This window comes from Indioceanicola profundi (assembly GCF_003568845.1).
Lineage (GTDB): Bacteria > Pseudomonadota > Alphaproteobacteria > Azospirillales > Azospirillaceae > Indioceanicola > Indioceanicola profundi.
The window spans coordinates 1,548,196-1,562,051 of record NZ_CP030126.1; the positions used below are offsets into that span (position 1 = coordinate 1,548,196).

At 66.0% G+C, this 13,856-nt stretch carries 10 protein-coding genes; 8 read left to right on the forward strand and 2 right to left on the reverse strand.

From position 1 onward, the window contains the following. Window positions 1-171: 171 nt before the first annotated feature. The 6 genes from DOL89_RS07385 to DOL89_RS07410 all read left to right on the forward strand — a co-directional run bounded on the left by DOL89_RS07385 (window position 172) and on the right by DOL89_RS07410 (window position 9,008). On the forward strand, window positions 172-2,532 hold the full coding sequence (locus DOL89_RS07385) for a Tex family protein (protein WP_119680308.1): 2,361 nt from the start codon (window positions 172-174) through the stop codon (window positions 2,530-2,532). 167 nt (window positions 2,533-2,699) lie between these two features. After that, on the forward strand, window positions 2,700-3,041 hold the full coding sequence (locus tag DOL89_RS07390; RefSeq protein WP_119678554.1) for a hypothetical protein: 342 nt from the start codon (window positions 2,700-2,702) through the stop codon (window positions 3,039-3,041). Between the two features lie 73 nt (window positions 3,042-3,114). Continuing rightward, a complete protein-coding gene (locus tag DOL89_RS07395) occupies window positions 3,115-4,005 on the forward strand; it encodes a class I SAM-dependent methyltransferase (RefSeq protein WP_119678555.1) in 891 nt (296 codons plus the stop codon). A 148-nt stretch (window positions 4,006-4,153) separates the two neighbouring features. After that, on the forward strand, window positions 4,154-4,693 hold the full coding sequence (locus DOL89_RS07400; protein WP_225889940.1) for a PadR family transcriptional regulator: 540 nt from the start codon (window positions 4,154-4,156) through the stop codon (window positions 4,691-4,693). 50 nt (window positions 4,694-4,743) lie between these two features. Further along, a complete protein-coding gene (locus DOL89_RS07405; protein ID WP_119678557.1) occupies window positions 4,744-5,814 on the forward strand; it encodes an efflux RND transporter periplasmic adaptor subunit in 1,071 nt (356 codons plus the stop codon). Then, complete coding sequence (locus DOL89_RS07410; protein WP_119678558.1) at window positions 5,811-9,008, forward strand: efflux RND transporter permease subunit; 3,198 nt, start codon at window positions 5,811-5,813, stop codon at window positions 9,006-9,008. The genes DOL89_RS07405 and DOL89_RS07410 overlap by 4 nt, the downstream gene beginning before the upstream one ends. A gap of 83 nt (window positions 9,009-9,091) precedes the next feature. Here DOL89_RS07410 and pssA read toward each other — a convergent pair whose 3' ends face one another. Together pssA and DOL89_RS07420 are read right to left on the reverse strand one after the other, a co-directional pair. Then, entirely contained in the window at window positions 9,092-9,967 is an 876-nt protein-coding gene (gene pssA, locus DOL89_RS07415; RefSeq protein ID WP_119678559.1) for a CDP-diacylglycerol--serine O-phosphatidyltransferase, read from the reverse strand. Then, on the reverse strand, window positions 9,967-10,659 hold the full coding sequence (locus DOL89_RS07420; RefSeq protein ID WP_119678560.1) for a phosphatidylserine decarboxylase: 693 nt from the start codon (window positions 10,657-10,659) through the stop codon (window positions 9,967-9,969). Before DOL89_RS07420 ends, pssA begins: the two co-directional genes overlap by 1 nt. A 219-nt stretch (window positions 10,660-10,878) precedes the next feature. Here DOL89_RS07420 and DOL89_RS07425 point away from each other — a divergent pair, with 219 nt between their 5' ends. Further along, window positions 10,879-11,316 carry a response regulator gene (locus DOL89_RS07425; protein WP_119678561.1) on the forward strand — a complete coding sequence of 146 codons (438 nt, stop codon included), beginning with the start codon at window positions 10,879-10,881 and terminating at the stop codon, window positions 11,314-11,316. Window positions 11,317-11,358: 42 nt separating this feature from the next. Then, window positions 11,359-13,854, forward strand: a complete 2,496-nt coding sequence (gene hrpB, locus DOL89_RS07430) for an ATP-dependent helicase HrpB (protein WP_119678562.1) — start codon at window positions 11,359-11,361, stop codon at window positions 13,852-13,854. Window positions 13,855-13,856 lie beyond the last annotated feature (2 nt).

Consider the following 13,856-nt stretch of genomic DNA (forward strand, 5'->3'; position numbering starts at 1 on the left):
AGTTAACAAGAGCAAGAAAATCGAAGATTTCTCCTTTTAATACTTAATTGTGACAGGGCCGGATTACCCTTCCGATTGGCCAAATCAGCTTTGGCCTTGGCGACGGGCATTGGCTGCGCTATCCAGCCGGAACCGGGCCCCGGCGGGGGCGCATTTCGGATATTCCTGTCCATGAACAGCCTGAACTCCCGTATCGCTACCCAGATCGCCCAGGAGCTGGGCGTTCGTCCGCAGCAGGTGGAAGCCACGGTCGGCCTGCTGGACGAAGGCTCGACGGTCCCGTTCATCGCCCGTTACCGCAAGGAAGCCACCGGCGGTCTGGACGATACGCAGCTCCGCACCCTGGAGGAACGGCTGCGCTATCTCCGCGAACTGGAGGAGCGTCGGGCCACGATCAAGGCCAGCATCGTGGAACAGGGCAAAATGACGCCCGAGCTGGAACGGGACATCGATACGGCCGACACCAAGACGCGGCTGGAAGACCTTTACCTTCCCTATCGGCCCAAGCGCCGGACCAAGGCCATGATCGCCCGGGAAGCCGGGCTGGAGCCGCTGGCCGATCTGCTGCTGTCCGACCCGACCCGGACGCCGGAGATGGAGGCCGCCGCCTTCGTCGACGCGGAGAAGGGCGTCGCGGATACCAAAGCCGCTTTGGACGGCGCCCGCGCCATCCTGGTGGAGCGGATGGGCGAGGATGCGGAACTCGTGGGTTCGTTGCGCAGCTACGCCCAGGATCATGGCCGCGTGGTCTCCCGCCTTGTGGAGGGGAAGGCCGAGGAAGGGGCGAAGTTCTCCGATTATTTCGACTTCGCGGAACCGCTGAAGCAGGTGCCGAGCCATCGTGCCCTGGCCCTGTTCCGTGGCCGGGCCGGCGGGGTCCTTGACCTGAAGATGGAAGTCGGGGACGAGCCCGCGCCGGGCTATCCGCATCCGGCGGAGGCGATGATCGCCGCCCGTTTCAGGATCGCGGACCGGAGCCGGCCGGCCGACAAGTGGCTGCTGGAATGCTGCCGTTGGGCATGGCGCACCAAGATCGCCCTGCACCTGGAACTCGACCTCATGAACGTCGTTCGCGAGCGCGCCGAGGATGAGGCCATCGCGGTGTTCGGCCGGAACCTGAAGGACCTGTTGCTGGCCCCGCCGGCCGGCATGCGGGTCACCATCGGCCTCGACCCTGGTATCCGCACCGGCGTGAAGGTCGCGGTGGTGGATGCCACAGGCAAGCTGGTGGAGACCACCACCATCTACCCGCATGAGCCGCGGAAGGACTGGGACGGATCGATCGCCACGCTGGCGGCGCTGGCCCACCGGCACAAGGCCGACCTGATCGCCATCGGCAACGGCACCGCCAGCCGGGAAACCGACAAGCTGGCGGCCGACCTGATGAACCGCCATCCCGAGCTGAAGCTGACCAAGGTCATGGTTTCCGAAGCCGGCGCATCGGTCTATTCCGCCTCGGAGGTCGCGGCGCTGGAGTTCCCGAAGCTGGACGTCTCCCTGCGCGGCGCAGTGTCCATCGCGCGGCGGCTCCAGGACCCGCTGGCGGAACTGGTGAAGATCGACCCGAAATCCATCGGCGTCGGCCAGTACCAGCATGATGTTTCGCCCACCAAGCTGGCCCGTACCCTCGATGCGACTGTCGAAGACTGCGTGAACGGCGTCGGCGTGGACCTGAACACCGCCTCTGTGCCGCTGCTGGCGCGCGTCTCCGGCCTGTCGGAGAGCGTGGCGAAGAATATCGTGGAGTTCCGCGATACGCATGGCGCGTTCCGCCGTCGCAGGCAGTTGCTGGATGTGAGCCGCCTCGGCCCCAAGGCATTCGAGCAGGCGGCGGGCTTCCTCCGCATCCGGGACGGGGAGAACCCGCTGGACGGCTCCTCCGTCCACCCGGAGGCCTATCCGGTGGTGGAGCGGATCATGAAAAAGACCGGCCGCAGCCTGGAAAAGCTGATCGGCGACGTCACCTTCCTGCGTTCCCTCGATCCGGCGGAATTCACGGATGAGAAGTTCGGCGTTCCCACCGTGACCGACATCCTGCACGAACTGGAAAAGCCGGGCCGCGATCCGCGCCCCGAATTCAAGACCGCCGCCTTCAAAGAGGGGGTGGAGGATCTGAAGGATCTCCAGCCCGGCATGGTGCTGGAGGGCGTGGTCACCAACGTGACCAACTTCGGAGCTTTCGTGGATGTGGGCGTCCACCAGGACGGGCTAGTGCATATCTCCCAGCTCTCCCACTCCTTCGTGAAAGACCCGCACAGCGTTGTGAAGGCGGGCGATATCGTGAAGGTGAAGGTCCTGGAGGTGGACCTGAAGCGCAAGCGCGTGGCCCTGACCATGAAGCTGGACGAGCGCCCTGCCCCGGCCCGGCGCGACGATGCTCGCCGCGATGACGCACGGCGCGACGGGTCCCGGCCATCCTCGCAGCCGCCCCGAGCCCCCCAGGGCCGGCCGGCACAGCCGAAGCAGCCTGCGGGAGCCGACATGGGCGCCCTTGGGGCGGCGCTTGCCGCCGCCATGTCGAAGAAGCGCTGAGCCGCATTGTCGGCGGAGTATCCGGAATCGTGGAAGTTCGTCCCAACCCGGACGGATAGGGGTATCCACAAGTCGTCTCGCGATCCCCTTCGAAATTTAACGATTTCATTACTCCGCCGACCTTACCGTTTCCACCGGCGCTCATGCCCGGATGGAGAGCGAAAGTCATGGCGAAGCAGCAGGATCAGGACCGGACCCCGGACGATACTATCGAGCGCACCTCGATCGTCACATACGGGTTGCTGGAACAGTTGCACGGCGTACTGTCCACGCCCGAGAAATCGGACGATGTGAATCTGGGCATGCTGATGGGGCTGGCCATGTTCCTGGACGACAAGATCGGCCCGTTCCGGACGGAACGGCTGATGAAGGCGGCCCCGAATATTATCCTGCGCACCGACGCCCATGTGCTGCGGGAGCAGCTTGCCCAGTTCGAGCCGGTTCTGACGGCCTTCGGGCAGCACCTCTCCGCCCTCGCCTCCGTTCCGCAGGCCGATCCGGTCGGCTGATTCCAGTTCCTCGTCTTTACCTCCCGCGCATCCCGTCCTTAGACTGCCGGACGAAAAAGTGCGGGAGGATGCCATGGACAGGGACCGGCCCAATCACGCCGGCGGAACGCCGCCGTTGCGCAGCCCCTCCGCCTCTCCCGACCGTGAGTTTGAGCGGGAACGCTGGTCCGCCAGCAGCGCCAACTGGGACCGCTGGGCCGACCCCGTCTCCGAAGCCGCCGACCGCATCAACCGCCCCCTCCTGGCCGCTGCCGGACTGAATACCGGGGATAGCGTCTTGGATCTCGCCTCCGGCGCCGGGGAGCCCGCGCTGACAGCCGCGGAGCTGGTGGGGACGAACGGCACTGTCATCGCAACCGACTTCGTTCCCGGCATGCTGGACGGCGCTCGCCGCCGTATGGCGGAGCGGGGCATCGTGAATCTGCGGTTCGCTGCGGCCGATATGGAAGCGCTGCCCTTTCCCGGCGGAGTCTTCGACCGGGTCACCTGCCGGTTTGGCCTGATGTTCGTACCCGATGCCGCCCGCGCCGCCGCCGAGATAGCGCGGGTCCTTCGGCCTGGGGGCGTCGCCGTTGCGGCCGTCTGGGGACCGCTGGAGGAAAATACACTCTTCCGCGAACTGGCAGCCGCCCTTGACGAGGTTCTCGGCCCCGATCCCGCGCAAGGTCTCGCCGCGCTGTTCCGCTTCGGGCAGCCGGGCAGCAGCGCCGCCATATTCGCAGCCGGCGGTTTGACCGGAGCGGCGGAGGAGACGCTGCGGTACACTGTCGCTACTCCGGCGAGCCGGCCATTCTGGCGCCCCACCCTGGAAATGGCGTTCGCTCCCCGCCTCGCGTTGCTGGACGGGGCCGCGCGCCAAGCGGTGGAACAAGCGGCAGGTGAGCGCTTTGGGGAGTTGGCGGGAGCAGACGGGCTGGTGCCGCTGAACATGCACATACGGGTTGCCCGCGGAATCCGTGGCTGAACACGGCCATGCCGCCTTGGCGCCTTGTGTCTCGGCCCTATATATTCTAATCCGATACGTATCTTGACTGCACAGTTGGGAGGCGTATGGTCCCAGCGCTGCCTAAAAAGGCGGCGCAATTCATTTCGGAACAGCGAATCTCATAATCATGGATGTGAAGACCCTGTGCCTCGGCGTACTCAGCCGGGGCGACGCTTCGGGCTATGAAATCCGCAAGGAGTTCGAGGACGGCCCGCTGAGCCATTTCAGCGATGCGGGATTCGGTTCGATCTATCCGGCCCTGAAACGGCTGCAGGACGAAGGCCTCGTGGCAATCGCGCAGCACGGTACGGAATCCCGACCGGACAAGAAGGTCTACCGCATCACGCCGGCCGGCCGGCATGTGCTGTATCAGGCGCTGACCCGTCAGCCGGCGCCTGACAAGCTCCGATCAGACCTGATGTTCATGCTGTTCTTCGGACATCTTCTGCCTCCACGGCATCTGGACCGCATCATCGGCGACCGCATCGATGAATACCGGTCATTGATCGCAAAGATGGAGAGCAGTGACGATCAACACGGCACTCCTGGCGAAAAATTCGTACAGGGGCTGGGATTGGCGCTGTATCGCGCCGCAGCATCCTACCTGGAGGAGCACCGGCACGAGTTGATCGGCGCCGCCTTGCTCGAACCGAAGGTGGCGGAGTAATCAGGGGAGCCGGTCCGGGGCGTGGCGCTTCGACGGCTGGGGGTTGGATCATGAAGTCGTCTTATGTCGTCGCGCTCGGAATCACTGTCCTGGCGGTGCTCTGGCTTGTTTCGGGACAGTTCGGATCGTCTGACGAAGCCGCAGCGCCGCCCGCGGCCACGGCAACCAAGGAGCTTTTCGCGGTGCGGGTCGCCGACCTGACCGCCACGCCCATGGTCCGTGAAGTGGTCGTGAACGGCATGTCGCAGGCCAACCGCATCGTCGAGCTGCGCGCGGAAATCCGCGGCCCGGTCGAGGAGGTGCTGGTCGAGAAGGGCACGCCCGTTCAGGCCGGCGCCCCGCTCGTCCGGATCGCGGTGGAAAGCCGCCGGGCCGACCTGGAGGAAGCCAAGGCAAACCTGGATCTCCGCCGAATCGAGTATGAGGCGGCCCAGCAGTTGGCGGAACGCGGCTTCAACTCCGAAGTCCGCCGTGCCGAGGCGAAGGCGCGCTTCGAGGCCGCCCAGGCCCAGCTGCGCCAAGCCGAGCTTGCGCTGGAGAAGACGGAGGTGCGCGCGCCCTTCGAGGGCGTGGTCGACGACCGCGTTGTGGAAGTCGGCGACTATGTGGACGCGAAGGACCCCATTGCCACGGTGGTGGACCTGGACCCGATCAAGTTCGTCGCCTTCGTAACGGAGCGCGACGTCTATGACCTGCAGGTCGGGAACGAAGCCGTGATCCGGATGCTCGACGGACAGGAGATCGCAGGGCGCATCACGTTCCTCGCCTCCCGCGCCGGAGAAGCCGCCCGCACCTTCCGGGTGGAAGTGGAAGCACCGAACCCCGACCGCCGCATCGTCGCCGGGCTGACCTCCTCCCTGCGTCTGCCGGTCACCACCCGTCTGGCCCACAAGCTCTCTCCGGCCGTGCTGACGCTCGACGATGACGGCACCATCGGCGTGAAGACGGTCGATGCGGAAGATGTCGTGCAGTTCCATCCCGTGACGATCCTCGGCAGCACCCAGGACGGCGTCTGGCTGGCCGGGCTGCCGGAGCAGGTGCGCATCGTCGTGGTCGGCCAGGAATTCGTCGTTGCGGGCGAAAAAGTCCGCCCGGTGCCGGTAGAGGGCGGCCTGTCATGAACAGCATCATCTCCTGGTCCATCAGCCGCTCACGCATGGTGATCGCGCTGTTCGTGCTGTTCGTCGTGGGCGGCTGGATGTCCTACCAGCTCATGCCCAAGGAAGCGGCGCCGGACATCAACATTCCGATAATCTACGTTTCCGTCTCCTTTGAGGGCATCAGCCCGGAGGATGCGGAACGCCTTCTGGTGCGCCCCATCGAGCAGCAGGTGCGCACCATCGAGGGCGTGAAGGAGATGCGCGCCACCGCTTATCAGGGCGGGGCGAACGTCAGTTTGGAGTTCGTTGCCGGCTTTGATGCCGACAAGGCGTTGGACGATGTCCGCCAGAAGGTGGATATCGCCCGCCCCGAATTGCCAGACGGCGTGGAGGAGCCCTCGGTCAACGAGGTGAACTTCTCCCTCTTCCCGGTCATCATCGTCACCCTGTCGGGCGACGTTCCGGAGCGTACGCTGGTCCGTCTTGCCCGGGAGCTGGAAGACCGGGTCGAGGCCCTGCCGGAGGTGCTGGAGGTCGATATCTCCGGCGACCGGGAGGAGCAGGTGGAGATCATCATCGATCCCATGCTGCTCGAAAGCTACGGCATCAACCCGAACGACGTGATCGCACTGTTCCAGCGGTCCAACCGTCTGGTCGCCGCCGGCAATCTCGATACAGGGGCCGGCCGCTTCGCCGTGAAGGTGCCCGGTCTGTTTGAGACTGTGGAGGACATCTGGAACATGCCGGTGAAGGTGAACGGCGATAGCGTCGTCCTGTTCAAGGACGTCGCCGAGATCCGCCGCACCTTCAAGGACCCCAACAGCCTTGCCCGTGTGAACGGGGATCGGGCCGTCGCGCTGGAGGTTACCAAGCGCACCGGCGAGAACATCATCGATACCATCGCCAAGGTCCGCTCCATCGTCTCCGAGGAGCAGGCGCGGTGGCCGTCCGCGGTTCACGTCTCCTACAGCCAGGACCAGTCGGACGAAATCCGGGTGATGGTTTCCGACCTCACCAACAATCTGATCAGCGCTGCCCTGCTGGTCATGGTGGTCTGTATCGCTGCCCTGGGCGTGCGCACCGGGCTGCTGGTCGGCGTGGCTATTCCCGGCTCGTTCCTGATGGGGCTGCTGGTGCTCTGGATCATGGGCTCCAGCATCAACAACATCGTGCTGTTCAGCCTGATCATGGTCGTCGGCATGCTGGTCGACGGGGCTATCATCACGAACGAATATGCCGACCGGAAGATGACGGAGGGACTGCCGCCCCGGGAGGCCTATGCGCTGGCGGCCCAGCGGATGGCATGGCCGATCATCTCCTCCACCCTGACCACGGTGGCGGCCTTCGCGCCCCTGCTCTTCTGGCCGGGCGTGGTGGGCGAGTTCATGAAGTTCCTGCCGATCACCCTGATCGCCACGCTATCGGCATCGGTGCTGATGGCGCTGCTGTTCATCCCGACGCTGGGCGGCGTATTCGGCCGGGCCGGCGCTGCCGATCCGGCGCTGATGAAGGCGCTGGCTGCCAGCGAGTCCGGCGACCTGCGCGACCTCCGCGGCTCCACCGGCATGTATGTGCGTATCCTGGACCGGGCACTGAACCATCCGGGCAAGATCGTGTTCACTGCGATCTGCCTGCTAATCGGGGTCTGGGCGCTCCACATGGCCGAGGGGCACGGAACCGAGTTCTTCCCCGAATCCGAGCCACGGGTCGCCAGCGTCATGGTGCATGCCCGCGGCAACATGTCGATCCAGGAGAAGGACGCGCTGATCCGCGATGTGGAGGAGCGCATCCTGCCGTTCAGCGACGAGTTCCAGTCCGTCTATACCCGCGTCATCGGGCAAAGCACCGGCGGCGGCATGGGCGAACAGGCCGAGGACGTGATCGGCCGCGTGGACATCCAGTTCAAGGAATGGGATGAGCGGCGGCGCGCCGACGTGATCCTGGCGGACATCGCGGAGGCGACCTCCGATCTGGCCGGCATCATCATCGAGACCCGAAAGCAGGAGGACGGCCCCGGTTCCGGCAAGCCCATCCAGATTGAGCTTGCCGCCATGAACCCCGACCAGTTGCCCGTTGCCGTCGCCCATGTCCGGCGCGGGCTGGAGGAGATCGGCGGCTTCGTCGGCGTAGAGGATACCCGGCCCCTGCCCGGCATCGACTGGGAGGTGAAGGTTGACCGCGCCCAGGCCGCCAAGTTCGGCGTGGACGTGTCGGCCGTGGGCGATGCCATCCGGCTGGTCACCAACGGCCTGATCCTGGCGGAGTACCGGCCGGACGACACCGACGACGAGGTCGATATCGTCGCCCGCTACCCGGCCGAGTACCGCTCGATCGAGCAGTTGGACAAGGTCCGGCTGCCCACCGACCAGGGGGCGATCCCCGTCGGCAACTTCGTCATCCGGGAGCCGCAGCCCAAGATCGGCATGATCAACCGGGTCGAGGCCCGCCGGGTGATGGAGGTGAAGGCGGATGTTCCGCCAGGCGCCCTGGCCGACACCAAGCTTCACGAGATCCAGGCCTGGCTCGGGGAGAATCCGCTGCCCCAGGGCGTGCAGGTCACCTACAAGGGTGAGAATGAGGAGCAGGAGGAAAGCTCCGCCTTCCTGTCGAAGGCGTTCGCCGTGGCGCTGTTCCTGATCGCGGTCATCCTGATCGCGCAGTTCAACAGCTTCTACAGCACCTTCCTGATCCTTTCGGCCGTGATCATGTCCACCGTGGGCGTACTGATCGGCTTGCTGATCACCGCCCAGCCCTTCGGTATCGTCATGACCGGCATCGGCGTGATCTCGCTGGCGGGCATTGTGGTGAACAACAACATCGTGCTGATCGACACCTTCGACCGGTTGAAGGAAACCACCGGCTCGGCGCGGGAGGCGCTGCTGCGTACCGGGGCCCAGCGACTGCGGCCAGTGTTCCTCACCACGGTGACGACTGTGCTCGGCCTGCTTCCGATGGTGTTCCAGACGAATATCGACTTCGTGAACCGGGAGGTCACTGTCGGCGCCCCTTCCACCCAATGGTGGGTCAGTTTCTCGACGGCCATCGCCTTTGGCCTAACCTTCGCAACTTTGCTGACCCTGGTGGTGACGCCGTGCGCGCTGATGGTCCGGGCGAATCTGTCGAGCTGGCGCCAGCGTAGGCGCATGTCCAAGGCGGAAGACAGGCGCACCGCCGCCGAGGGCAGACCTTCACGACTGGTCGACGCCGCGGAATAAGCATCAGCCAGGAACAGCCAGGAAAAACCCCGCCGGATCGCTCCGGCGGGGTTTTTCATGTCGGGCTTTCTCCGTAGACCGGGTCACGTCCCGGACGGCGGGGCTTCCGGCGGCTGGCTGGAAGGGTCCGTGGCGGGCACTGCCGTCTCATCATCCTCATCCGTCAGCCGGGCGGCCTCGCGCTGGAGCTTCGCGTACTGAAGGGAGCTGAATGGCAGGCTCAGAACATAGAGCAGGCTGATCACCGCCAGCGTGGCCCAGGGCGCGCTGACTAGGGCTGCCGCCAGCACGCCGACGCCCAGCAGCAGGAATACGACAAAATGCTGCGGGATGCGCAGGCCCTTGAGCGAGAAGGTCGGCACGGCGCTGATCATCAGGGCCGCGACGAAGACCGACCAGGGCGCTACCAGCCAGGGGCTATCGAACCAGCCGGGTCCCACTTCCAGTGTCGCCACGAGCGGCAGCAGCGCCAGACCGGCCCCAGCCGGCGCTGGGACGCCGGTGAAGTAATTGTAGGCCCATGGCGGCTTTTCCGCTGCAGCGCCCAGCATCGTATTGAACCGCGCCAGCCGGAGGGCCGCGCAGATGCCGAGCAGAAGCGCCGCGATCCAGCCAAAGGTCCGGGCGTCCAGCAGCGTCCATTGATACAGGATCACCGCAGGAGCTACACCGAAGCTCACCACGTCGGACAGGCTGTCCAGCTCCTCTCCGAAGCGGCTCTGGGCGTTCAGCATGCGCGCGATCCGGCCATCGAGCCCGTCGAACACGGCCGCCACCAGGATCGCCACCACGGCCTCCGGAAAGCGCCCTTCAATGGCGAAGCGCATCCCCGTCATGCCGGCGGCCATGGCCGACAGGGTCAGCGCGTTCGGCAACAGTTTGTTGAGCGTCAGCCCGCGCAGACGCGGCGGACGGAGCTTACGTTGACGGCGCTTGAAGACCCGTGGCGTGCGCACCATCAGCGCACCTCCCCCTCTCGCTGCTGCTCCGACCCGGTCAGGTCGGCTAGAACCGTCTCACCGGCGACCATCTTCTGCCCCACCACGACCAGCGGCGCGACGCCATCCGGCAGATAGACATCGCAACGGCTGCCGAAGCGGATCAGCCCATACCGCTCGCCCGCCTTCACCGGCTGACCGGGCTTTGCCCAGCACAGGATGCGGCGCGCCACCAGACCCGCGATCTGCACGAAGACCAGCTCCCGCCCGTCGGGCGCCGCCATGCGGATGGACATGCGCTCATTGTCGTCGCTGGCCTTGTCCAGCGAGGCATTCAGGAACTTGCCCGGATGGTATTCCACATCCTTGATCACGCCGTCGGTGGGCACCCGGTTCACATGCACGTCGAAAACGTTCAGGAACACGCTGACACGGGTCAGTCGGATGTCGCCCATCCCGAGTTCGGGCGGGGGCGATGCCTTGGTGATCAGAATAACCGTGCCGTCGGCAGGGCTGACCACCAGTCCGGGGCGGCTGGGCGTCACCCGGTCCGGGTCCCGGAAGAAGTAGACGCACCAGGCAGCCAGGATCAGCCCGATCCAGCCCAGCGGCTGCCAGACAAAGAACAGGACCAGGGCCACCGCTGCGAAGATGGCGATGAAGGGGTAGCCGGCCCGGTTGACGGGCACGATGACGGTCTTGAGCGCGGACATCAGGTGCACAACACTTCCAACGTGGATAAGGCCGGCATAGTAGACAGCCGCTTACGGGAAATTAAGCCGCATTCGTATGAGGCGGCCCCGCGGCGGCCGAATAGGGCGAAATGCCTACCCCTATTTTGAAAGAAGGCAGGCTTTCAATTGCCGCCGAATTTGTGGAACATCTATCCGAAAGACTCATGCCTGCACCATCCCTCGGAGTACCCGGCCATTATGGTCCAGTTGCTGACCCGCCAACCCTTGACCATTCTGGTTTGCGAGGATGAGGCGATCATCGCGCTCGCCCTGCGCCAGACGCTGGAGTTCATGGGACATCGGGTTTGCGGAATCGCCGCGACGGCGGATGATGGCGTTGCCCTGGCCTGCCACTACCGACCGGACATCGTAATGATGGACATCATGCTCCGTGGCCAGCGTGATGGGATCGATGCGGCGCGCGAGATACTGGACCGGACCGGATGCCGGAGCCTGTTCATGACCGCGGTGGACAGTCCGGAGGTCCGGGAGCGGGCGGCGCGCCTTCATCCCTGGGCCTTTCTGCGGAAGCCTTACCGGGCGGAGGAGTTGCGCCGCATCCTGGACAGTGTTCCACCGTCGGGTCATTCCGCCGACACCCTGGATGCTGGTCACCTGAGCACGGCTGCGGTATAGCGTCGGGCGACGATCGCCCGACGCCCTACAGCCGATCCTTCTTTGCCCCAGTTCGCTCCCCTTCCCATCGATGAGGCTCTGCCGGGCCTGCTGGACGCGCTGAAGAGCGGCCCGAATGCCGTGCTCCAGGCTCCGCCCGGCGCCGGCAAGACCACCCGCGTGCCCCTGGCCCTGCTGGATGAGTCATGGTTGGCAGGACGCAAGATCATCATGCTGGAACCGCGCCGTCTCGCGGCGCGAGGGGCCGCGCGGCGGATGGCCGGCATGCTGGGCGAGGATGTGGGTGGTACGGTCGGCTACCGCGTGCGGCTGGACAGCCGTGTTTCCGCCCGCACCCGGATCGAAGTGGTGACGGAAGGCATTTTTCTGCGCCAGCTCCAGTCCGACCCGGCATTGGAAGGAATCGGGGCCGTCCTGTTCGACGAATTCCACGAGCGCTCGCTGGATGCCGACCTCTCCCTTGCCTTCTGCCTGCAAAGCCAGACTCTGCTGCGGGACGATCTGCGCCTGCTGGTCATGTCGGCGACCCTGGATGGCGGCCCTATCGCAACCCTGATGGGGGGAGCGCCCCTGGTCACGTCCGAGGGGCGCAGCCATCCCGTCGAGACTCGTTGGTCGGAGCCCCCGGCCGGGGAACGGATCGAGGCATGGACCGCGCGGTCGGTGCGACACGCCCTTTCGGAAGAGACCGGAAGCGTGCTGGTTTTCCTGCCCGGCGCCGGGGAAATCCGCCGTGTCGAACGGCACCTGTCCGAATCTGGCCTGCCGGGCGACGTGGATCTGACTCCACTCTATGGCGACCTGTCGCTGGAAGCGCAGGATGCGGCGATCCGGCCAGCTCCGCCGGGGCGGCGCAAGGTCGTGCTGGCCACCAGCATCGCCGAGACCAGCCTGACGATCGAGGGCATCCGGATCGTGATCGACTCCGGCCTGTCCCGCATCTCCCGCTTCGACCCGCGCAGCGGCATGGGGCGGTTGGAGACGGTGCGGTCCTCCCGCGCCTCGGCCGATCAGCGGCGTGGTCGCGCCGGCCGCCTGGAACCCGGCGTCTGTTACCGGCTGTGGAGCGAACAGGCCGACCGTGCCCTGATCCCCTTCACGCCGGCGGAAATTCTGCGCGCCGATCTGACCCCGCTTGCACTGGAACTCGCAGGCTGGGGCGTTGCCGATGCGGCAGAACTTCCCTGGCTGGACCCGCCGCCGGAAGCTGTTCTGGCCCAGGCGCGGGCGCTTCTTCAGCAACTGGGCGCGCTCGACAGCAATCTCCGCATCACCGACCATGGCCGGCGCATGTCGGGTCTCGGGCTGCATCCCCGTCTGGCGCATATGGTGCTTGTCGGAGCTTCCAGGGGACAGGCCCGGCTCGCCTGCCGTGTCGCGGCTCTGCTGGGGGAGCGGGATCTGCTGCGCGGGCCGGCACGGGACGCGGACCTTCGCCGCCGGCTGGATCTGCTGGATTCACGGGGCGCCGATCTGGCGGGCGTCGACCGCGGCAGCCTGCATCAGGCGCGCGAAACGGCCCGGCAGCTGGAGCGGCAGTTGAATGCGAAGCCCGGCGACGTGGAACCGGACCAGGCCGGCGCGCTGCTGGCCTTGGCCTACCCGGACAGGATCGCCCAGGCCCGTGCCGGCCAGCCGGGCCAGTACCGCCTGTCCGGCGGTCGGGGCGCTGCCCTGGACCCGACGGACCCGCTTGCCGCGCAGAAATACCTGGCAGTGGCCGACCTGGATGGTCAGGGTCGCGATGCCCGCATCTTCCTTGCCGCGCCGCTGAGCCTGGCTGAGCTGGAGGAGAATTTCGCCGACCTGATCCGCGCGGAGAAGATCGTTACGTGGGATGGGCGGGAACAGCTTGTCCAGGCCCGGAGCCGTAGGCGTCTCTATGAACTGGCCCTGGAGGACCGTCCGCTTCCGAACCCGCCGGCTGATGCGGTGCTGTCGGCGATAATCCAGGGCATCCGGGAGATGGGGCTTACCGCCCTGCCCTGGACCAAGGAGCTTCAGGCTTGGAGGGCGCGGGTAGCCTTCCTGCATGCGCAGGCACCCGGCGACTGGCCGGATATGTCCGATGCGGCCCTGCTGGAGACGCTGGAGGATTGGCTGGCACCCTATCTGGACGGCGTCTCCCGGCGCGGGCATCTGGAGCGGATCGATTTTCGCTCGGCGCTGACCGGTCTTCTGGATTGGCAGAAGGGCCAGGAATTGGACCGCCTCGCCCCGACACACCTTGACGTTCCCAGCGGATCGCGCATCCCCATCGATTATTCCGGACCCGAACCGGTCCTTGCCGTGCGCCTGCAGGAGATGTTCGGGCTGGCGGAAACGCCGCGGTTGGCAGGCGGGCGGGCACCGGTGCTGATCCACCTGCTCTCGCCTGCCCACCGGCCGGTTCAGGTCACGCGCGACCTCGCCTCCTTCTGGGCGAATACCTACAAGGATGTGAAGAAGGATCTGGCCGGGCGCTATCCGCGGCACTATTGGCCCGACGATCCCCTGGTGGCCGAGCCGACCGCCAGGGCCAAGCGCCGGGGTGCCTGATT